Consider the following 21,269-nt stretch of genomic DNA (forward strand, 5'->3'; position numbering starts at 1 on the left):
AGCTGTTACAGCGACTTAGCGGTTGTATCCCCATGCACCTCACAATGTTATCCACAGAAAATGTGGAGAGTTGTTTGCTGATAGATATAGGTAGGATAGATGCAAACATACTAGCGATTTGTCACAGCGTTGCTTAAATCAACGCATTGTGCGGCCTGATATAAACATATAATAAATACGTTATTTATTAATGTGCACGAATATCATCATGAACCCACTTTTAGCTCCAGAGCAGATTAAGCACTTGCTTGATTCATTAGACCGAATTGCCTCGGCGCTGGAGGCCTCCCCATCTGCTCAGCATCAGCCAGCAACCGATTTTTCACAGGCATTTGCTTACCGCTGGCAGCGCAGCAATGGCATTAACCATGTGCCGCATTTAATCCCAGTCACTGCGCCGCAACTCATCGCCTTTGATCAGTTATGCAATATTGAGCAGCAAATAGAACGGCTACATCAGAACACTTTGCAATTTGTGCGAGGCTATCCAGCGAACAATGCCTTGATGACAGGCGCTAGGGGGACGGGTAAGTCATCTTTAGTGCGTGCCTGTTTGCATGCGTTTCATCAGCAAGGGCTACGTTTAATTGAGGTTGAAAAGCAGCATCTGGATGACTTGCCGCTCATCATCGATGTGGTTTGCCAACGCCCAGAGCGTTTTATTGTGTTTTGCGATGATTTGTCTTTTGAAGATGGAGAGCATCACTATAAAGCCTTAAAGACTGTGCTAGATGGTTCTGTTGCGGGTGCGGCTGCCAATGTGCTGATTTATGCTACCTCGAACCGCAGGCATCTGGTGACTGAAAAAATGGCAGATAATCTGGAGCATCGTAAAGATAACCAAGGTGAAATACACCCAAGTGATAGCTTAGAGGAAAAGATATCGCTGTCTGACCGTTTTGGCTTGCGTTTACATTTTTACAGTTTTAGTCAAGATGAATATTTAACGGCTGTTACGCAATGGGTAAAAAGCTTTGGTTTTGCAATGAGTGACGGTGTGCGGGAGGAGGCGCTACGTTGGGCAATTGAGCACGGATCTAGGTCTGGCCGCATTGCTTTGCAGTTTGCACGTGATTATGCCGGGCGCGCTTTGTTGAAAAATGAACGACCGCTTTAATTGATTATTGATTGCTGTGGATGTGTAATCTTATTCAGAAATCAAATTTAAAGTAAGGTTGAATACTGCTACTTTGTTTAAAAATACTTCTTTTTAGCGTTTTCTATTCACACCAGTTACTTAGCATGCATATCCCCATGCACCCCACAATGTTATCCACAGAAATTGTGGAGCGAAACTAAATTGTAGCAGGCCATTTAGGCATAAACGTGTATAAAAATAATGATGATTGAATTGGGCGTGAATGAATATTCACTGGCATCGTTAATTTTTAATAGAATCTATCGTAAAAAAGTTAATTAGTTTTATAAAATAACGTCAGATAAATTACACTTGAAATATCAATACAAAAGGTTAGATCGATGGCAGAAAAAGAATACGACGCAGATTCGGTAAAGGTACTAAGAGGATTAGAGCCCGTGCGTGCCAGACCTGGTATGTACACCCGAACTGACTCACCTACTCACATTGTTCAAGAAGTGATAGACAACGCGGCAGATGAGGCGTTGGGTGGCCATGCTACCAGTATTTATGTCACCATTTTCAAGGATGGTGCGGTTGAGGTATCTGATAATGGTCGTGGTATTCCTGTAGAGATTCCTAAGGGTGAAACGCAGCCAGCGGTTGAGCTTGTATTTGTGCAGCTGCATGCGGGCGGTAAGTTTGATAAAGAGGATGAAAACAGTTCGTATCGTTTTTCTGGTGGATTACATGGTGTAGGTGTTTCTGTCACCAATGCATTATCTACACGATTAGAGGTAAAAGTTAAGCGTGATGGCAAGGTTCATGGCCTTATCTTTGAAAATGGCAACTGCATCGAGCCCTTAAAAGAGGTTGGAAAGTGTCTGAAGCGCGACACTGGCACCACAGTAAAGTGTTGGCCAGACCCTAAATACTTTGACTCGCCAAAAGTTTCCATTCAGCAGTTAGAACACCTGATTAAATCAAAAGCCGTATTGCTACGCGGTGTTAGCGTGACACTTTCTATTGAAAGTGCTGATGGTTTCGAAGAGCGCTCATGGACTTATGCGGATGGCTTGCCACAATATTTGGATGAGCTGATCGGTGAACGTGAAGTTGAGGATGATGAAGTGCCTATCCCAATAATCTCCGGTGAGTTTTATCATCAGGACAACACGGATGGAATCTCGAAAGGTGAGGGTGCGATATGGGCATTATCTTTCGGTGCTGGTGGCGGACGAGGTGAGTCCTATGTGAACCTGATTCCTACGCTCTCTGGCGGCACGCACGAGGCTGGCATGCGTAACGGGGTGTTTGAGGCGGTTAAATCGTTCATGGAGCATCACAGCATGATGCAACGTGGTGTAAAAGTCTCATCGGAAGATGTTTGGAATAACGTTTACTATGTATTGGCAGCAAAAGTATTAGATCCTCAATTTCAGGGGCAGACCAAAGAAAAGCTGACGAATCGTGATGCCATGAAAATGGTGGCTTCTGCGATTAAGCCGATGGTGGAAAATTGGCTGACGCAGAATGTAGATCATGCCAAACGTATTTCTGACTTAGTTAACCGTACGGCAGCTGCCCGTAATAAATCCACACAGAAAATTGAGAAGCGTAAAACCACGGGTATCAACCTGATGCCAGCCAAGTTAACCGACTGTGAGGCAGCGGGCACCATGGAAGCCGAGCTGTTTTTGGTAGAAGGTGATTCGGCGGGCGGCAGCGCAAAGATGGGCAGAAACAATGAGTTTCAATCTTTATTGCCACTGCGCGGTAAGGTGTTAAACACTTGGGAAGTAGACGCTGGACGCATATTTGCTAACTCAGAAGTGCATGACATTTTTGTGGCCTTAGGTATCGAGCCGCATACACTAAAAGATAACCCGGATTTTTCTGGCCTGCGCTACGGTAAATTGTGCATATTGTCTGATGCGGATGTAGATGGCTCGCATATTCAGGTTTTGCTGCTTACCATGCTGTTAAGACATGCACCTAAGCTGATCGAGCGTGGGCATGTGTATATCTCCCAACCGCCGCTGTATCGTATTGACGTGCCAGCACAAGGCAAGAACAAGCCTTTACGTAAAATTTACGTGTCAGATGATGTAGAAAAAATGTCGATGATAGAAAAGCTAAAACGTGAAGGTATTGCTGAAGAAAAGCTGAGCATTCAGCGTTTTAAAGGGTTAGGTGAAATGAACCCGGAGCAGTTGTGGGAAACGACGCTTTGCCCGGATACACGACGTTTGATACAAGTGCGTTTGCCAGAAGGTGAGGTGGGCGGTGCACTTAAAATGTTCGATATGTTAATGGCAAAGAATGAGTCAGCAGCTAGGAAAGAGTGGATGGAACGTCGCGGTAATGATGTGGAGGCGGATGTTTAATGGATACAGGAATGTTAGAAAATAATAACGAAGAAAATGCAGTACCCATTGGTGAATATGCAGAGGAAGCTTATTTAGCTTATGCCGTATCTGTGGTGAAAGGGCGTGCTTTACCTTCTGTTGAAGACGGCCAGAAACCAGTGCAACGCCGCATTCTATACGCAATGAAAGAAATGGGCTTAGTGGCTGGCGTTAAGCCCGTGAAGTCTGCGCGTGTGGTGGGTAACGTGTTAGGTATGTACCATCCACATGGTGATAGCTCTGCTTATGAGGCTGCGGTGCGTTTAGCGCAAGACTTTACATTACGTTATCCATTGATTGACGGACAGGGTAACTTTGGCTCACGTGATGGTGACGGCGCAGCTGCGATGCGCTACACCGAAATGCGTTTGTCGCCGATTGCCGATTTACTATTGTCTGAGATTGACCGCGGCACTGTAGATTTTCAAAGTAACTATGACGGGGCGTTTCAAGAACCAGTGCTGCTACCGGCACGTTTGCCGATGATGCTGTTGAACGGCGCCTCTGGTATTGCCGTGGGTATGGCGACTGAAATGGTGCCGCATAATATGCGCGAGATTGCAAACGCTGTGCTACATATTATGGAAAATCCAAACTGCACCACTGCGGATTTCATGCAGCATGTGCCTGGCCCAGATTTCCCTGGTGGTGGCCAATTAATTACACAAACTGCGGATATTCTTTCTACGTATGAAATAGGGCGTGGTTCATTAAGGCTACGTGCACGCTGGATAGTAGAGCCAATGGCACGAGGCCAGTGGCGCATCATTATTCATGAGCTTCCACACGGCGTTTCTGTGGAAACGATACAGGATGAGATTCTTGCTATCTCAAACCCGAAGCCGAAAAAAGATAAAAAGACGATTGATCAAGACCAATTACTGGTAAAGCAGTCAGCCCTGAGCATGATAGATACGGTCAAGAGTGAGGGTAAGAAAGACGTACGCCTGATTATCGAGCCTAAAACCAGCAAGGTCTCCAGTGATGAGTTGATGGCTTTTCTGTTGCTGCATACCAGTATGGAAGTGTCATGCCCAGTCAATATGGTGATGATTGGTACAGATGGACGTCCCGCACAAAAAGGCATGATTGCTATTCTTAAAGAGTGGATTGCATTTAGGCTGAATGTAGTGCGCAGACGTTGCCAGTTTGATTTAGATAAAATCAATAAACGCATCCATATTCTGGAAGGGCGCATGATTGCCTTTCTGCATATTGATGAAGTGATTAAAGTTATCCGTAATTCGGATGAGCCTAAAACCGATTTGATAGCAGCATTTCAGTTAAGTGAGATACAAGCGGAGGATATTCTGGAAATTCGCTTGCGCCAGTTAGCTAGGCTGGAAGGCTTTAAGATTGAAAAAGAACTAAAAGACTTGCGTGAAGAAGCGGATGGTTTGCAAACGATTTTAGGTAGCGATACCAAGTTACGTAGATTGACCGCAAAAGAAATTAAGCAAGATGCTGAGAAATATGGTGATGATCGTCGTACCTTGATTGAACCAGTAGAGCGTGCGCAGGGTGGGCAAAAAGCCTTTGTCGTGGATGAGCCTGTGACTATATTGTTATCTAAAAATGGTTGGATTCGCGCAAGGCAAGGTCATGGTGTCGAGCGTGATTCCATTACTTGGAAAGCTGGTGATGGTGAGTTTGCCGTGATAGAGACGCGTACGGTGCTGCCAATTGTGTTGCTTGATACTAGTGGTCGATGCTACGCATTTGATGCATCTACAGTGCCTGGGGGCAAAGGCGATGGCATACCAATTAGCTCTATTATCGAGGTGCAGAATGGCGCTAAATTAGTCCATGCGCTTTCAGGTAAGGATGATGATAGATACTTGTTTGCCACTTCCAACAGTTACGGATTCATTGCACCTTTAAAAGGCTTGGTAGCAAGACCCAAAGCGGGTAAGGCTTTCATGAAGCCAGAAGATAAGGCAATTATTCTGCAACCGATTAAACTGGACGAGCGCACACATATTGCTGTGACCTCATCAGAGAACAAGCTGCTGGTTTTCCCTGTCAGTGAAGTGAATGAGTATCCAAATGGCGGTAAAGGCGTGCGAATCATGGATATACCAGACAAGGTGTCATTGTCTCGCATTGAGTTAAGTGATGGGCAGTCTGCCGCTATTGTAGTGAAAAACAAAACTAAGGTAATTGATGGAGAAGTGTTGTTTAAGTATTTATCTAAGCGTGCTAGAAAGGGCTTTTCCGTGCTTGATAGTAAACCTGTCATAAGAAAACAAGCGGGTCTGTTTTAGCGTTAATCTGAAATCTCATGCCTTTGTGTGTACAGTGGTGATCGTTAGTTGATGCTTTATTGTCTTAATAAAGCATCAACTGAGTGAATGCTCATAGAACTCAACTCTCTTCACCAGCACACAATTATTTTTTTAACTTCTCGTAAAAATTGTCGTGGATTAGCATTCCCAACAACATGGTAACGACAAAAATAATGGCTTCCCTATACCCAGCGCCTAGTGCAACGATTGCTGGCCCCGGACAGAATCCAGCAAGTGCCCAACCTGCGCCAAATATAAAACTGCCGATAATCAGTTCTTTAGTAATATGTGTTTTTTCTGGTAAGTGAATGGGCTCATTAAATAGCGTTGTATTTGTTTTTTCAGCTTTTCTAAAGCCAAACACCCCAACCAATATAGCACCTAGCATCACAAAGGCTAAGCTAGGGTCCCAATTGCCCATAATATTTAAGAAACCAATCACTTTAGATGGATTAGTCATCCCTGAAAGAATAAGGCCTATACCAAAGATAACACCAGCAATTAATATAATCATATTTTTCATCATTTAGATTATTTCCATTTTTAAATCACATGTATCAATAAATAGGTAACGACAAATCCTGAAAGCATAAAACTCATGGTAGCTAGTAGTGAGCGCAAAGATAACCTACTTAGCCCACATATACCGTGACCACTTGTGCAGCCAGCGCCCATTCTTGTACCAAAGCCTACTAATAGCCCTGCGATAACCAGTGTAGAGTAAGAGGCGGAAATCTCTGATACTGGTAAAGGTGTAAATAGGGCATAGAGATAACTGGAGATAAGTAAGCCTGTTATAAACAATACTCTCCACAAATAGTGGTGTTTTGGCGTGTTTTTGAATTGCATTAAACCGGCAACAATACCGCTGATGCCAGCAATTTTTCCGCTTGATAGCACTAGGATGGATGCAGACAACCCAATAAGCAAACCACCGATTAGAGATTGTATAGGCGTGAAATTTTCCATTGCTTTATCCTTGCTGTGATTCCGGCACGCCGCATTTTCGGTTTGCGGGTACGGCAATATCAATCATGGTAGGTTTAGGTAGATTTAAGTTTCGCATAATCTCAATAAATGCTTCTCTTGATTGATTGGCTAAACGTGAGTTAGTTAGTTTTTCCTGTGCGATACAACTGACACGCCTACCGTTGTAATCATGCCCTGGGTAGACTAAAGTTTCATCTGTTAAAGTAAAAAGTTTAGTGGAGATGCTGTCATATAAGATACCAGCATCTCCACTTTGAAAGTCGGTTCTTCCGCAACCATTAATCATTAAGCTGTCACCAGTAAACAGTCGATCTTTCCATAAGAAGCTGACGCTACCTGCAGTGTGACCAGGAGTGGCAATCACCTGTATTTCTTCATCGCCGAACGTAATGACATCATTATCCTTTAGCTGAATATCTGCAGTTTCCGCACCACAGTCTTTGCTAACCGCAGTTTTTGCCGTTGTTATCGACTTTAGTTTCCCGCCACCTGTAATATGGTCTGCATGCACATGCGTTTCTAATGAGTAAACTAAGGTCAATTGATGCTTATTGATCATTGCAAGGTACTCATCAATATTATCGGTAACAGGGTCAATTAAGATTGCTTGTTTACTGGTTAAGTCAGCGATTAGGTAAGTAAGTGTAGATGAGGCATCATCATAAAATTGCTTAAACATGATATTCCTTTCAAAAGCAGTTGTTATATTGTAACTTAATATTATATAATTAAATATTATATAATTAAATATAATATATTTAAATAGAGTTTTGTGAAGATGCAAATACAAGAAGTTAATTTCGAAAAGCTGAGAGCCTCTGCAGAGCTTGCAACGAGTTTATTAAAGGTGATGGCGAATAGTGATCGCTTAATGCTCTTATGTCAGTTATCACAAGGTGAAAAATCAGTAAGTGAGCTAGAAGAAATTCTAGCGATTAAGCAACCAACCTTATCACAACAATTAACTGTACTAAGAAATGCTAATTTGGTCAGTACACGTCGAGAAGGTAAGTCTATCTATTACATGATATCTAGCACATCAGCATTGGCTATTATGAATGTGCTTTACCAAGAAATTTGTATGAAATCTGGAGATTAGAAAAATGACATTAATGATTAATCAGCTAAATAAAGATTTTAGTTATACCAGCCAAATTGCAGTGGATGATATTGCAGAAATTGTCAGCTTAGGTTTTAAAACAATTATCAACAATCGACCTGATCATGAAGGTGGCGCTGAGCAACCCAAAAGTGAAGCTTTAGAAGCTGTTGCGCTTAGCCATGGAGTTACTTATGTGCATATTCCTGTGATTCCTAATAAGATTCAACCTCACCAGTTAGAGACGTTTAGAGAGGCTTATGCAAAAGCGCCCAAGCCAATATTAGGATTTTGCAAAACAGGCAATCGTGCATCAACGATGTGTAAGTTAGCATTAGAAAATCATGGTTGATCCTAATCTAACTGCAATTCTACTGGGTTTAGTCATCGGCTTTTTGATGGCTATCACAGGTGCAGGAGGTGCCATCTTATCGTTGCCATTGCTGATGTATTTTTTTAACATGGGGATTAAAGATGCAGCGCCGATTGCATTGTTAGCTGTTTCCGTAGCAGCAGGGCTAGCTGCAGTCATTGGATTAAAGCAAGGTATTGTGAGATATAAAGCAGCTACGCTTTTAGCCTTGATGGGCGTTTTAATTGCACCGTTGGGAGTTTTTCTCGCACAAAAAGCACCATCTCTTTGGTTGCAGGTGATTTTTACTTTAGTGCTATTCTATGTCGGCTTGCAAGCACTAATTACAGCCAAGAGCTCCAACTACTTGCAAGATACTCTCTTTATTACCCAACCAACACCATGCGAAGTGAATCCAGCAACCTCTAGGTTGTTTTGGACAGCATCATGCACCAAACGTTTATTATTAACAGGGTCTGCTGCGGGTTTGTTATCAGGGTTGCTAGGTATTGGCGGTGGGTTTGTGGTCATGCCTAGCCTTTTAAAAATCAGTAACCTAGAGCATCGCATGATTGTTGCTACATCATTAACAATGACATCGTTAGTTGCACTAGTGGGGGTGGTTTCTTATGCGAGCTATGCAGTTATTGATTGGGATATTGCTATTCCATTTGTTTTAGCTGCCTTTGTTGGTAGTTTAATGGGCAGACTACTCTCACAAAGAATTTCAAAGTTCCAATCTAAGCTGACGTTTGGGATAATCAGTTTATTCATCGCACTCATTATGTTACTGAGGTTAATGACTAGCATTTTGTAGTTTAAGCGTGGGCAGAAGATATTAAGCTTTGGTAATCATGTCTACTTTGCGAAATATTTTAACGTAGCAGCTAGGCGCTATCTAATCAGTAATCAAATCGGTGATCAATCTAAAAAATAAAGTGCTATATATTTGATTTCCAAAAATGTGTCATTTGAGGCAAATGTGACCCGATATAGGCTAATGTACTTCTGAATTTGTAACTTGGTAACATTTAAAATATATTCCACAAAATCTGTGGATAACTCTGTGATTACTTGTGGTTATTATCCGTAACTTACCAATTTATAAGGCTTTTTTTTAAAAGCTCAAACTTTACACTATTAATTTATTATATATAAATCAATGGTTTAAGTTTTTGCCTTTGATTTGTATAGGTTTTTTAGACACTTAATGTTAAACATTAAAATAGTGTGTATAAGTCAACCTATTTTTTGAAAAAATTAGCCAATTTTTGATGATTTTTAGCTTGCAATTTGTAAATAAATTATTGCATTTTGTATATTTAAAGCGCGTCGTGGCCTTGTTTGTTATAAAGTTTAGTTTATGTTTGTATGCATTTTTAATATGCGTCTTATAAAATCATAAAGCCCGACTAATCGGGCTTTATGATTTAAAACTACAGAATGATTTAAGCGAACAAAGAACTATTTATTCTGAGTTTCTACCATCACTAAAGGCTCACTATTTGCTTCTTCTTTTTTCTCTTTTTGCCAAGAGGCTGGTTTACGAGCACTACGTTTTTCAACTTCAACAGCTGCTGTTACTTTAGCTGCATCTGCTTTTGTTTCAACCAGTTGTAAGCCTGAATCTGTCAGATCGATTTTCTTTGGCTCAGCTTTCGCTTTGCGTGGGCGAGCTGGGCGTTTCTTCTCAGTCTTGCTTTCAGCAGCCTCAGCAACATTTGCATCTGTAGCTTGGGTGTCACTACCAGCGACAGCATCTTTGTTGCTCGATGCAGCTTTATTCGCGGCATTTTTTTGTGGTTTAGATTTCTTAGTTTCTTTTTCCACAGGTGCAGATTCAGATGCCGTAACTTCTGCACTATTCACAGCAGTCACTGGAGCGCTCTCTTGAATAGTAGCTTCTTTTGCTTTAGTTTCTGTCGCTTGCGCAGATGTTGAAGCTACAGGAGCCTTATCTGCTAGTACGTTTGCAGGCGCAGTGTCAGCTTTAGCTGTTGCGTTATTGCTTGTTGTTGCAACGGCTGGTTCAACACTCTTAGCTACGCTAGTGACTTCAACCGCGTTTGTTGATGGAGTCGTGTTGATCTCATCATTAGGTACAAACGTGCGGGTGTTGTCGCGAGTTGCATTTTCATCACGGTCGCGACGGTTGCGGCGGTTGTTACGGTTACGGCGGCTACTGCGTTCACTACGTTGTTCTGTAGATTCATTTGCAGACGCTTCTCCAGTATTTGCTTGCGCAATGTTACGTGTTGACTCTTGGTTTTTGTTGTCATGACGTTGATTATCATTACGTTGTTGCTGAGGCTTTTGCTGACGCAGCTCTTGTGGCTTCGCTTCTACTTGGCGAGACTCTTGTGTTTTTTGCTCAGCATTTTTTGGCGCGCGTTCTTGGTTTGTATTTTTGTCGCCACGCTCGTTACGATTACGCTCGTTACGGTTACGATTACGCTCGTTACGGTTGCGGTTGTTGCGAGGATGATCGCGACGTGCATCACTAGATTTATCAGCAGCTTTTTCAGATTCTGATTTTTCACCTAAACCAAGGAATTTTTTGATTCTAGCGAATAGTGATAATTTAGGCTCAACCTTTTCAACTGACATCGGTGCTGGCGCAGTTGGTGTGATGCCTTTAACCGCAGCAACAGGTTTTACTGCTTTAGCTTCTTCAGCAGCTTTAGTGACATAAGTTGTTTCTGAAGGAAGCTCTACCATTTGGTAGCTTGCTTTGCTTGTATCTTCGTTAACATCATCATGCTTGATGCGAATGATATTGTAATTTGGAGTTTCAAGATGGATGTTTGGAATCAACACCACTTCTACACCCATGCGTTCTTCAATCTTATGGATATCAGCACGTTTTTCATTGAGTAAGAATGTAGCTACTTCAACTGGCAATTGCACTTGAATAATCGCGCTGTTTTCTTTCATCGCATCTTCTTGCGTGATGCGTAAGATATGTAGTGCAGTTGATTCAATACCGCGAATATGTCCAGTGCCATGGCAGCGTGGGCAAGGGATATGATTAGTTTCACCTAGGCTAGGGCGTAGGCGTTGGCGTGATAGCTCAAGTAAGCCAAAACGCGAGATCTTGCCTGTTTGCACACGTGCACGGTCTGCATGTAATGCATCACGTAGCGCATTTTCAACCTCACGTTGATTACGCTGATTTTCCATGTCAATAAAGTCAATGACTACCAAGCCGCCTAAGTCACGTAAACGTAATTGGCGCGCTACTTCTTCAGCAGCTTCAAGATTTGTGTTGAATGCGGTATTTTCAATATCAGTACCACGTGTTGCACGGCCTGAGTTAACGTCTACAGAAACTAAAGCCTCTGTATGGTCAATCACGATCGCGCCGCCTGATGGTAAGCGCACTTCACGTGCGAACGCTGACTCAATTTGGTGTTCGATTTGGAAGCGTGTGAACAGAGGAATTTCATCTTGGTACAATTTCACACGTGCTACATTGCTTGGCATGACGTGGTTCATAAACTGTACAGCTTGCTCATGAATGTCTGGTGTATCAATCAAGATTTCACCAATATCTGAGCTAAAGTAATCACGGATTGCGCGAATCACTAAGCTGCCTTCTTGGTAGATTAAATAAGCACCAGCTTGCATGGCAGAAGCACCATCAATCGCAGACCATAACTGTGTGAGGTAGTTTAAATCCCATTGCAACTCTTCTGCGTTGCGGCCAATGCCAGCCGTACGCGCGATGATGCTCATGCCTTTTGGTACTTCAAGTTGTGCTAATACGTCACGTAGTTCGTCACGGTCTTCACCTTCAATACGACGTGATACACCACCTCCGCGTGGATTGTTTGGCATCAACACCAAATAACGGCCAGCTAGAGAGATAAATGTGGTTAGTGCCGCGCCTTTGTTGCCGCGCTCGTCTTTATCCACTTGAACGATTAATTCCTGACCTTCTTTTAACGCATCCTGGATGCGTGCGCGGCCATCAGCACCTTCTTTGTAGTAGCTGCGAGCTACTTCTTTAAATGGTAAAAAGCCGTGGCGGTCTTGGCCGTAATCCACAAATGCAGCTTCTAGCGAAGGTTCGATCCGAGTAATGACACCTTTGTAAATATTGCTTTTACGTTGTTCTTTACCAGCGTGTTCGATATCTAAATCGATCAGTTTTTGTCCATCTACAATCGCAACGCGTAATTCTTCAGATTGCGTTGCATTAAATAACATGCGTTTCATTGTTTGCTCCTAAGCGTAGCAAGGCGGACAGACACAATGCATAAAGTGATGCAATGCTTAAAAGCTATATTTAAAGTGAAAGTGCTGAATTTGTACTAAAACGACACGATGTGTCAGATGAATTAAGCCTTTGAATCAAGCTCATAGTGTAATGATGAGCTAGAGGCGTTAACGATTTGCAATGTAACAATGGTGCAAATTAACGAAGTCTTACTGAAAAGACATGGGCGGATAATCGTACCTTGGGTACTACTTTCACCCTACATATATAGATTCATCAATTCGGTCAATTGGACTGCGTGAGATTGAATCGTCTAGTTTTGTTGTTTTGGCAGATGTTAATCATGCTAAAACATGTTTATTTATTCGTTAAAGCAAATTTATTGTTAAATTTATGCTTAAATGTGGCCAAGTATTCTGCCAGTTGCAGCTTAAATTCGTTAAAATTCTATCTTTAGTAAATTCTAATTTGTCTAAATTATTTAATGGCTTATGAGCTGATTAAATAATGTGCCAAATTTAACTTTTCACTTTAAGTCGCGCTTTATGTTTATTTGTCTGCGGCGGCTTGAGCGCTAATTTTTACTTACCGCTACTTTATAATGTGGCGAGCGGTGTTAACCAAGTATTTAGTTGTCACTATTATTAACAAACACATCAAGTGCAAGCAATTGTCTTGATTAGATGTATTTATATTCAATAATTGTATTCTTATCAAGAATTTAACTGTGATTTAATTTGTTAAATTCATAAGAATTCGCAGAGTATAAGCTACATCAACCATTTAAGCAAAGCATGAACAATTTAATTACACATGAGCAAGGCAATCCAGTATCTACAGTGAGCGAGTCTGCTGCTGCATTTTTAACAGTAGATGAAGCAAGTGAGGGTCAGCGCGTAGATAATTTTCTGACTAAAACATTAAAGGGAGTTCCTAAAAGCCACGTTTACCGTATTTTGCGTAGTGGCGAAGTACGTGTAAATAAAAAGCGTATTAATGCAGACTTTCGCTTAAGTTTGGGTGATGTAGTCAGAGTGCCACCTACGCGTTCAACAGCGGTTGAGAAAACAGAGTCTGCAGTACCAGCAACCTCAAAATTTGAGCAGGCGATCATTTATGAAGATGATGCCATGCTAGTCATCGATAAAGCCGCTGGTTTTGCTGTGCATGGAGGTAGTGGCATTAGCCGTGGCGTGATTGAGCAATTACGCCTAGAGCGCCCACGTGCTAAGTTTATGGAATTGGTGCATCGTTTAGATAGAGAAACCTCTGGCGTATTGATGCTAGCTAAAAAAAGAAGCGCATTGGTTGCATTACACGAAGCGATTCGTAACAATCAAACCGACAAACGCTATTTGATGTTGGTGCAAGGTGAATGGTTAGAGCCAAAAAAACGTGTTGTGTTGGACTTGCAGAAATATGTGCTGCCTAACGGCGAGCGCCGTGTGAATGTGGTAACTGATGTTTCAAAAGACAAGTTTGGTGAACGCCAAACTTCAGAAACTATGTTTCGGCTGCTTAAGAACTTTAACAGCCCATCAGTGGGTAAATTCAGTTTGTTAGAGGCACAGTTGGTCACTGGTAGAACGCATCAATTGCGCGTACAGCTATCGCATTTGGGTTTTCCGATTGTTGGCGATGATAAGTATGGTGATTTTTCTTTAAATAAGGCTTTAATCAAACATGGCCTTAAGCGCATGTTCTTACATTCATCGGTGACTAAAATCCGCCATCCTTTAACTGCTGAAAAGTTAGAGTTAATTGCACCAACGCCACCAGAGTTAAATAAATTTTTACTAAAGTTAGAGAAAGAGTAATTTGTAATGCCAAAGAAGTTTGATTTAATTGTGTGGGATTGGGATGGTACTTTAGCTGATTCTACAGGGATGATTGTTAACGCCATTTTAAAAGCAGCAGAGCAGGTAGGTTTGCCAGCCATCACGCGAGAAGCTGCGAGTAGTATTATCGGTCTTGGTTTACGTGAGTCTATCCATGCGTTATACGGAGATATCCCAGTAACACAGGCGCGGGCGCTTGCTGCGCAATATAACGCTAATTATTATGCTGAAGAGAGTGAGATTGTCTTGTTTTCTGGCGCTACAGACACCATTGTTGAGTTAAATAAACGTGGTTTTAAATTGGCAGTTGCAACAGGTAAAGGGCGTAGAGGGCTTAACTTTGCGTTAGAGCATTCGGGTTTAGGACGGCAGTTTCATGCCACGCGCACTGTGGATGAGTGTTTTTCAAAGCCGCACCCACAAATGCTTGATGAGCTAGTGGATCACTTAGTTGTGTTGCCTGAGCGTACTTTGATGATTGGTGATACCAGTTATGATTTGCAGATGGCTAAAAATGCAGGTGTTAGTTCAGTCGGTGTGACTTATGGTGCGCAACCGGCAGAACAATGGCAACACTTTGATCCTATTGAGCAGTTTGATGACTTTTCTAATTTGAGCCAATGGTTACTAGAGTACGCCTAAGGAATCAGCACGATGACGATTGAACAGGATGTGGTTGTGATTGAAAGTTCTGCAGTGCAGGATGGCGGTAAGGGTGTTAGGTTTCCACTGCCAGCACTAGGTGAGTTTGCAACAGGGTTTGTGGTGAGATTCAATCAATTACCTTATGCATATGTGAACCAATGCGCACATGTCTCTGTAGAGTTAGATTGGAACGAAGGTGACTTTTTTACCTCACAAGGTGACTATCTAATATGTGCTACACATGGTGCACATTATCGCCCAGACAATGGTTTTTGTATCATGGGACCATGTAAAGGCAAGCGCTTAACGCCTATTGAATTGATTGAACAAAATCAAAAAATTATTATCAATATAACGTCTATTACTAAATAAAATAAAACACAGGTGAGTTAAAAATGACTGAGCAGAATCAACAAACGGTAGACACCAATACAGGCGTTAAGCCAACAGCGATAGAAGATGCTACTTGGCAACGCAATGTGATTGAGAAGTTAGCAACAGCGGCACTAAGTGAACAAAAAACAGCACGTCGCTGGAGTACTTTTTTTAAAGGGCTGACATTTAGTTATATCCTTATTTTGTTACTCATACTGTTAGGTGTGTTTGGTGACGATAAAAAAACGTTTGATGAACATACCGCTTTAATTGAAATTAATGGCGTTATTCAAGCTGGTGGTGATGTGACGGCAGATGCTGTGATGGCTAGCTTGAATGATGCTTATGAAAGTAAAGGTACGAAGGGGATTATTTTAAGAATCAATAGTCCAGGTGGTAGCCCTGTTCAGGCTGGGATTATCAATGATGAGATCAGACGTCAGAAGAAGCTGCACCCTAATATTCCTGTATACGCAGTGGTAGAGGATATTTGTGCATCAGGTGGCTATTATATTGCCGCGGCAGCCGATAAAATTTATGTAGATAAAGCGAGTATTGTAGGGTCAATTGGCGTTTTAATGGATGGCTACGGTTTCACTGAGGCGATGAAGAAAGTAGGCGTAGAGCGCCGATTGATGACAGCCGGTGAAAATAAAGCCATGTTGGATCCGTTCTCACCAGTGAACCCTAAGCATCAAGAGTTAGCGCAAGCGATGCTAAATGAAATTCATGAGCAATTTAAAACAGTGGTACGCCAAGGTAGAGGTGCGCGCTTGAAAGAAACACCAGAAACGTTCAGTGGTTTATTCTGGAGTGGTGAGCAGAGCATCAAAATCGGTTTGGCTGATGCGGTAGGCAGTGCGAATTATGTTGCGCGAGAAATTATCAAGCAGGAAGAAATCGTAGACTTTACCTATCAAGATGATTTTGCTAGCCGCATTGCTAAACGTATTGGCGCTAGTGTGAGCACAGCAATTGGTGAAGTGATTTCAAAGCAGTTAGTTGATTCTGGTGAAATTAGATTGCGTTAATCAATGACGATAGATTTGAACGCCTCTGGTACTGGGGGGTAGTTCAAATCTAATTTTTTCAGTGTATTGAGTAGCAATCTGGAAATGAGCAGGTTCCGGTTAGTTTTTGAGTCAGCTGGCACAATGTACCAAGGCGCATGTTCGGTAGACGTCGCCTTGATTGCTTGCTCGTAGGCGTCTGTATAGTCTGGCCATAGCTCGCGTTCTTTTAAATCATTCGGATTGAATTTCCAAGCTTTAGTTGGATTATCTAAGCGCTCTTGCAGGCGCTTTTTTTGTTCCTGTTTGGAAATATGTAAGAAACACTTAATAATAGTGGTGCCAGTTTCTGCCAGCAAGCGCTCAAAGTCGTTGATTTGAGCATATCTACGTTTACATTCAGCATCATCAATCCATTTGTGTACTTTGACAATCAGCACGTCTTCATAATGGCTACGGTTGAAAATTACCAATTCACCGGTACGAGGTACTTGTTGGTGGACGCGCCATAGGTAGTCGTGCGCTAGCTCTTCGCTGCTTGGTGCCTTAAAGCTTGCCACGCGTATACCTAAAGGGTCGGTTTCTCTGAATACATGGCGTACTGTGCCATCCTTGCCGCTAGTGTCCATCCCTTGCAGAATCAGCAGTACTTTGTGCTTTCCCTCAGCGTGCAGGATGTCTTGGAGCGCATTAATTTCGCTTGCCAACTCATACAGTGCGGCTTCGTTCTCCTCTTTGCTGCCGCTGCGCTCGGTTTTATCTTTAGTATCAAAGTCTTTGAGCGAGAATTTATTAGGGTTCACACGATATTTATCAAGGTTTGCCATAGTTTTCTTAAATAGTATGCTCAGTATGTTTGATGTTTAAGCGGGCTTAATTCCAGATAACAAAAAGCCCAGCGAGATGTGTCACTGGGCTTTTATCATAGCAAATAAAACCAAATTAAAGTCAGGACTTAGTCATTTTAATGAAATGAATGAGTCGAGTTTTGCTTAGTCTGGTTTAAGCGCTTTAGTGTAATTAATCAAACCGTTGGTAGAGCTATCGTAATTACCTACCACTTCATCGTTGGTGAGTTGTGGCAAAATTTGCTGTGCAATTTGCTTGCCATATTCAACACCCCATTGATCGTAGCTGTTGATATCCCAAATAATGCCTTGTACGAAGATTTTATGTTCGTATAGTGCGATTAATTTACCCAAGGTGTTTGGCGTTAACTTGTCAAACAAGATTGAGGTGGTCGGGCGATTACCTTCAAATGTTTTGTGCGGTAATAACTGCTCTAGCGCTTCACCTGATAGACCTTGTTTCTCTAGCTCAGCACGTGCCTGCTCGGTTGTTTTTCCTAACATCAGTGATTGCGTCTGTGCCAGGAAGTTTGCCAACAGTATTTTGTGATGCGCATAACCATTACTACTTACTTTGTAGTGGCTATGTACCGGAATCAAGAAGTCAGCAGGTACAATTTGTGTTCCTTGATGTATTAACTGATAGAACGCATGCTGTCCATTGGTACCAGCTTCACCCCAAACCACTGGGCCAGTTTTGTAAGATACGCGACTACCATCACGGCAAATAAACTTACCATTACTTTCCATATCCGCTTGTTGCAAATATGCTGGAAAGCGAGATAAACCTTGATCGTAGGGTAAAATCGCTTGTGAATCCACATGGAAAAAGTTGTTATACCAAACACCAACTAAGGCCATGATCACTGGCATGTTTTGCTCTAATGGGGCATTTTTAAAATGCTCATCCATTTCAAAAGCACCGGTGAGTAGGTCTTCAAAATTATCCATGCCTACGTATAGCGCGATTGATAAACCAATGGCAGACCATAGTGAGTAGCGCCCGCCAACCCAATCCCAGAATGCAAACATATTAGCAGTGTCGATACCGAAATCTTGCACTGCTTTTGCGTTGGTGGAAAGGGCTACAAAGTGTTTAGGCACATGTGCTTCATCTTTTGCAGCTTTTAAAAACCATGCACGCGCAGAATGTGCATTGGTCATGGTTTCTTGAGTGGTGAATGTTTTAGATGCAACGATGAAAAGCGTCGTTTCTGGGTTGCAAACATTCAGTGCGCGCATTAGATGTGCGCCATCAATGTTAGACACAAAGTGTACTTTTAGCTCAGGGCTTGCATATGGTTCTAATGCGTCGCATACCATAACCGGGCCGAGGTCAGAGCCACCAATACCAATATTCACAATATCTGTAATGCGTTTACCTGTGTAGCCTAACCAAGTGCCATTGCGTACTTTGTCTGAGAATTCGCGCATTTGGGCTAGTACAGCGTTTACATCAGGCATCACATCATGGCCATCTACCATCACTGGGGTATTGGCACGATTACGTAGGGCAGTGTGTAATACCGCTCTATTTTCGGTGATATTGATTTTTTCACCGGCAAACATTTTATCGCGCCATTCTTCAACATTGGCTTCGCGCGCCATTTGGAACAGTAATGGCAATGATTCGTCCGTAATGCGGTGTTTTGAATAATCGAGCAGTATGTCAGAAAATTTAAGGCTATATTTACTAAAGCGATCCGCGTCATTGGCGAATATATCGCGCATATGGAGTGATGCTATTTTCTCTTGATGTTGACAAAGTAGTTGCCATACAGGGTGTTTGTTAAGTCTAGCCATTTATTTTAGTACTTTATTTTCAATAGGTTATTGTATTTTTAAAACGATACCAGCTAAAGGTGGCAGGGTGATGACAAGTGATTGACCATGATGCATCCAAGGTATGTTTTCTGTATGCATACCTGTGCCATTCCCCTTATTACTACCGCCATAGCAACTTGCATCACTGTTAAATATTTCTGAGTAACTACCAGCTTGAGGAACACCAATACGGTATTCATTACGTAACACAGGCGTAAAATTCAGCACTATTATAACAAAACTATTGTCTAATCCACGCCTTACGTAACTGATAATTGATTGTTCTGTATCGTGGCAGTCAATCCAATCAAAACCGTGTGCTTCAAAGTCTAGCGTGTGTAACGCGTTTACTTCTTTATAGAGACGGTTCAGGTCTGTATGTAGTTGTTGAATACCTTGGTGCCATTGACTGCCTGCGTAGCTGTCATTGAGCAGATGCCAGTCTAAGCTGCTGTTGACGTTCCATTCACGACCTTGTCCAAACTCATTACCCATAAAGTTGAGTTTTTTACCCGGTGTGGTCATTTGGTAAGTCGTTAATAAACGTAGATTTGCGAATTTTTGCCAAGAGTCACCTGGCATTTTGTCTAATAACGATTTTTTACCATGGACGACTTCATCGTGTGAGAACGGCAATACAAAATTCTCAGAGTAGGCGTAAAGCTGACCGAAAGTCAGTTTGTCATGGTAGTAGCGCCTATGTACAGGGTCGTTTTCGATATATGACAATGTGTCATTCATCCAGCCCATATTCCACTTCATGCTGAAACCAAGCCCGCCTAGATAGACAGGGCGAGATACCATCGGCCATGCAGTTGACTCTTCTGCAATGGTTAGCACCCCTGCAAAATCTTCCCCGACCATAATGTTCAGTTGTTTTAAGAAATCAATCACATCCAGATTTTCTCTGCCACCAAATTTGTTTGGCAGCCATTCACCTGGGTTGCGTGAGTAATCAAGGTAGAGCATGGAGGCTACCGCATCTACACGTAAGCCATCGATGTGGAATTCTTGAAGCCAAAAATAAGCATTGCTAATTAAGAAGTTACGGACTTCATTGCGGCCGTAATTGAAAATATAAGTGCCCCAATCTTGGTGTTCACCTAGGCGTGGGTCTTCGTGCTCGTACAGTGCGGTGCCATCAAAGCGCGCTAGTGCCCAATCATCTTTAGGAAAATGCCCCGGTACCCAGTCTAATATCACACCGATATTGGCTTGGTGGAACGCATCGATTAAAAAACGCAAATCATCGGGTGAACCGAATCGGTTAGTGACACCAAAGTAACCGGTGGTTTGATAACCCCACGATTCATTGAGTGGGTGTTCTGAAATGGGTAGTAGCTCAACGTGCGTATAGCCCATTGTCGCTACGTGCGGCACTAGCGTTTTCGCTAACTCTCGGTAAGTTAAGAAATGCCCTTTGTCGTTGCGTTGCCATGAGCCTAGGTGAACTTCGTAGCAGTTGAATGGTGCATGCAGCCAGTCACGTTTTTTGCGTGACGCTAACCACTCTTTGTCTTCCCATTGGTGGTTGCTGGTGCTGATTTTTGTAGCTGTGCCTGGGCGCGGCTCGAACTCAAAGCCATAGGGGTCTGTTTTAACTAAAATGTTGCCTGTGTGGCGATTTCTGATTTCAAATTTATAAGTGTCATTTGTTGTTAAGTTTGGGATGAATATATCCCAAACGCCGCTAGAGCCATGTGTGCGCATCGAATGAATGCGACCATCCCAATTGTTGAAGCTACCAATGACGCTTACACGCTCAGCATTAGGTGCCCAAACGGCAAAACGGACTCCAGCGACATTATCTTGCGTGATGCATTGTGCACCCAGCGTTTTGTATGCAAGTTTTAGGCGGCCTTCACCAAATAGATAAAGCTCATCTTGTGTGATGCTAGAGCTAAAACTATAGGGGTCATGGGTTTCGTATGTTTGGTCGCCAGTTGTAATTTGAAGCAGGCATGGTGCGGTAAAAGCAGTTTCGCATGAATATTCAAATAAGCCATCTTGGTGCGTTTTATCTAAATCTACCCATGATTTGCCAACTTTTAATTTAACGCTAGTGGCATATGGCAAAAAAGCACGGTAAGCATAAAGCTGATGGTTATCAATATGGACTGCGTGTTGCCCTAAAAAGCTGAAAGGGTCGTGATGACGCGCTTCTAAAATACGGTGAAGGGCATTCGCGTGAGCTTTAGACGATGCCTGAATTGATTTAGATTTTACCAAAATATCACTTCCCTAATAATTTTAAGGTTTTTAGCTTTTATTTCTATTTTTTGCACTATATTTAGCTAG

Annotated in this window: 17 protein-coding genes; 10 read left to right on the forward strand and 7 right to left on the reverse strand. The window is 42.4% G+C overall.

Annotated elements, in window-relative coordinates:
- The first annotated feature begins 208 nt into the window (after positions 1–208).
- The 3 genes from FG24_RS08460 (at position 209) to parC (ending at position 5,750) form a co-directional block, all read left to right on the forward strand.
- Complete coding sequence (locus tag FG24_RS08460) at positions 209–1,117, forward strand: ATP-binding protein (protein ID WP_051901487.1); 909 nt, start codon at positions 209–211, stop codon at positions 1,115–1,117.
- A 362-nt stretch (positions 1,118–1,479) separates the two neighbouring features.
- Positions 1,480–3,465: a DNA topoisomerase IV subunit B gene (locus tag FG24_RS08465; protein WP_036302535.1), complete on the forward strand. Its 1,986-nt coding sequence runs from the start codon at positions 1,480–1,482 to the stop codon at positions 3,463–3,465.
- Positions 3,466–3,476: 11 nt separating this feature from the next.
- Positions 3,477–5,750 carry a DNA topoisomerase IV subunit A gene (parC, locus tag FG24_RS08470; protein WP_235189744.1) on the forward strand — a complete coding sequence of 758 codons (2,274 nt, stop codon included), beginning with the start codon at positions 3,477–3,479 and terminating at the stop codon, positions 5,748–5,750.
- A gap of 124 nt (positions 5,751–5,874) precedes the next feature.
- On the opposite strand, the gene FG24_RS08475 is transcribed toward parC, so the two are convergent.
- The 3 genes from FG24_RS08475 to FG24_RS08485 are packed head-to-tail and all read right to left on the reverse strand — an operon-like array spanning position 5,875 to position 7,440.
- The gene (locus tag FG24_RS08475; protein ID WP_369797030.1) at positions 5,875–6,285 is read right to left on the reverse strand and encodes a DUF6691 family protein; all 411 of its coding nucleotides are present in this window, start codon (positions 6,283–6,285) and stop codon (positions 5,875–5,877) included.
- 29 nt (positions 6,286–6,314) lie between these two features.
- A complete protein-coding gene (locus FG24_RS08480; protein WP_036302540.1) occupies positions 6,315–6,740 on the reverse strand; it encodes a YeeE/YedE family protein in 426 nt (141 codons plus the stop codon).
- A gap of 4 nt (positions 6,741–6,744) precedes the next feature.
- Positions 6,745–7,440 carry an MBL fold metallo-hydrolase gene (locus FG24_RS08485; RefSeq protein WP_036302541.1) on the reverse strand — a complete coding sequence of 232 codons (696 nt, stop codon included), beginning with the start codon at positions 7,438–7,440 and terminating at the stop codon, positions 6,745–6,747.
- A 99-nt stretch (positions 7,441–7,539) separates the two neighbouring features.
- On the opposite strand from FG24_RS08485, the gene FG24_RS08490 reads away from it, so the two are divergent.
- From FG24_RS08490 to FG24_RS08500, 3 genes are read left to right on the forward strand one after another with little or no spacing between them, the layout of a single operon-like run.
- On the forward strand, positions 7,540–7,860 hold the full coding sequence (locus FG24_RS08490; RefSeq protein ID WP_036302543.1) for an ArsR/SmtB family transcription factor: 321 nt from the start codon (positions 7,540–7,542) through the stop codon (positions 7,858–7,860).
- 4 nt (positions 7,861–7,864) lie between these two features.
- Positions 7,865–8,212 (forward strand): TIGR01244 family sulfur transferase, encoded by a 348-nt coding sequence (locus FG24_RS08495; RefSeq protein ID WP_036302545.1) that lies wholly within the window; start codon positions 7,865–7,867, stop codon positions 8,210–8,212.
- Positions 8,205–9,029 carry a sulfite exporter TauE/SafE family protein gene (locus FG24_RS08500; protein ID WP_036302547.1) on the forward strand — a complete coding sequence of 275 codons (825 nt, stop codon included), beginning with the start codon at positions 8,205–8,207 and terminating at the stop codon, positions 9,027–9,029. The genes FG24_RS08495 and FG24_RS08500 overlap by 8 nt, the downstream gene beginning before the upstream one ends.
- Positions 9,030–9,676: 647 nt before the next feature.
- Here FG24_RS08500 and FG24_RS08505 read toward each other — a convergent pair.
- Positions 9,677–12,430, reverse strand: coding sequence for an Rne/Rng family ribonuclease (locus FG24_RS08505; RefSeq protein WP_036302549.1), 2,754 nt, complete (start codon positions 12,428–12,430; stop codon positions 9,677–9,679).
- Between the two features lie 795 nt (positions 12,431–13,225).
- Here FG24_RS08505 and FG24_RS08510 point away from each other — a divergent pair.
- The 4 genes from FG24_RS08510 to FG24_RS08525 are packed head-to-tail and all read left to right on the forward strand — an operon-like array spanning position 13,226 to position 16,320.
- A complete protein-coding gene (locus FG24_RS08510) occupies positions 13,226–14,248 on the forward strand; it encodes an RluA family pseudouridine synthase (protein ID WP_036302552.1) in 1,023 nt (340 codons plus the stop codon).
- Between the two features lie 6 nt (positions 14,249–14,254).
- Complete coding sequence (locus FG24_RS08515) at positions 14,255–14,911, forward strand: HAD-IA family hydrolase (protein WP_036302554.1); 657 nt, start codon at positions 14,255–14,257, stop codon at positions 14,909–14,911.
- Positions 14,912–14,923: 12 nt separating this feature from the next.
- Entirely contained in the window at positions 14,924–15,286 is a 363-nt protein-coding gene (locus tag FG24_RS08520) for a Rieske (2Fe-2S) protein (RefSeq protein ID WP_088178456.1), read from the forward strand.
- 23 nt (positions 15,287–15,309) lie between these two features.
- On the forward strand, positions 15,310–16,320 hold the full coding sequence (locus tag FG24_RS08525; RefSeq protein ID WP_036302556.1) for a S49 family peptidase: 1,011 nt from the start codon (positions 15,310–15,312) through the stop codon (positions 16,318–16,320).
- Here FG24_RS08525 and FG24_RS08530 read toward each other — a convergent pair.
- The 3 genes from FG24_RS08530 to glgB all read right to left on the reverse strand — a co-directional run bounded on the left by FG24_RS08530 (position 16,317) and on the right by glgB (position 21,200).
- A complete protein-coding gene (locus FG24_RS08530; RefSeq protein WP_036302557.1) occupies positions 16,317–17,126 on the reverse strand; it encodes a polyphosphate kinase 2 family protein in 810 nt (269 codons plus the stop codon). The two genes, FG24_RS08525 and FG24_RS08530, sit on opposite strands and share 4 nt — an antisense overlap.
- A gap of 165 nt (positions 17,127–17,291) precedes the next feature.
- The gene (gene pgi, locus FG24_RS08535; protein WP_036302560.1) at positions 17,292–18,950 is read right to left on the reverse strand and encodes a glucose-6-phosphate isomerase; all 1,659 of its coding nucleotides are present in this window, start codon (positions 18,948–18,950) and stop codon (positions 17,292–17,294) included.
- Between the two features lie 27 nt (positions 18,951–18,977).
- On the reverse strand, positions 18,978–21,200 hold the full coding sequence (glgB, locus tag FG24_RS08540) for a 1,4-alpha-glucan branching protein GlgB (RefSeq protein ID WP_088178457.1): 2,223 nt from the start codon (positions 21,198–21,200) through the stop codon (positions 18,978–18,980).
- Positions 21,201–21,269 lie beyond the last annotated feature (69 nt).

The sequence above is a fragment of the Methylotenera sp. L2L1 genome (assembly GCF_000744605.1).
Taxonomy (GTDB): Bacteria; Pseudomonadota; Gammaproteobacteria; order Burkholderiales; family Methylophilaceae; genus Methylotenera.

Bases quoted from the DNA above. Each gene is read 5' to 3' on its own strand.
- FG24_RS08525 (WP_036302556.1), top strand. From the start codon at position 15,310: ATGACTGAGCAGAATCAACAAACGGTAGACACCAATACAGGCGTTAAG.
- FG24_RS08495 (WP_036302545.1), top strand. From the start codon at position 7,865: ATGACATTAATGATTAATCAGCTAAATAAAGATTTTAGTTATACCAGC.
- FG24_RS08475 (WP_369797030.1), bottom strand. From the start codon at position 6,285: ATGATTATATTAATTGCTGGTGTTATCTTTGGTATAGGCCTTATTCTT.
- FG24_RS08505 (WP_036302549.1), bottom strand. From the start codon at position 12,430: ATGAAACGCATGTTATTTAATGCAACGCAATCTGAAGAATTACGCGTT.
- FG24_RS08520 (WP_088178456.1), top strand. From the start codon at position 14,924: ATGACGATTGAACAGGATGTGGTTGTGATTGAAAGTTCTGCAGTGCAG.
- FG24_RS08500 (WP_036302547.1), top strand. From the start codon at position 8,205: ATGGTTGATCCTAATCTAACTGCAATTCTACTGGGTTTAGTCATCGGC.
- FG24_RS08510 (WP_036302552.1), top strand. From the start codon at position 13,226: ATGAACAATTTAATTACACATGAGCAAGGCAATCCAGTATCTACAGTG.
- FG24_RS08480 (WP_036302540.1), bottom strand. From the start codon at position 6,740: ATGGAAAATTTCACGCCTATACAATCTCTAATCGGTGGTTTGCTTATT.
- FG24_RS08485 (WP_036302541.1), bottom strand. From the start codon at position 7,440: ATGTTTAAGCAATTTTATGATGATGCCTCATCTACACTTACTTACCTA.
- FG24_RS08460 (WP_051901487.1), top strand. From the start codon at position 209: ATGAACCCACTTTTAGCTCCAGAGCAGATTAAGCACTTGCTTGATTCA.
- FG24_RS08530 (WP_036302557.1), bottom strand. From the start codon at position 17,126: ATGGCAAACCTTGATAAATATCGTGTGAACCCTAATAAATTCTCGCTC.
- FG24_RS08465 (WP_036302535.1), top strand. From the start codon at position 1,480: ATGGCAGAAAAAGAATACGACGCAGATTCGGTAAAGGTACTAAGAGGA.
- FG24_RS08490 (WP_036302543.1), top strand. From the start codon at position 7,540: ATGCAAATACAAGAAGTTAATTTCGAAAAGCTGAGAGCCTCTGCAGAG.
- FG24_RS08515 (WP_036302554.1), top strand. From the start codon at position 14,255: ATGCCAAAGAAGTTTGATTTAATTGTGTGGGATTGGGATGGTACTTTA.
- pgi (WP_036302560.1), bottom strand. From the start codon at position 18,950: ATGGCTAGACTTAACAAACACCCTGTATGGCAACTACTTTGTCAACAT.
- parC (WP_235189744.1), top strand. From the start codon at position 3,477: ATGTTAGAAAATAATAACGAAGAAAATGCAGTACCCATTGGTGAATAT.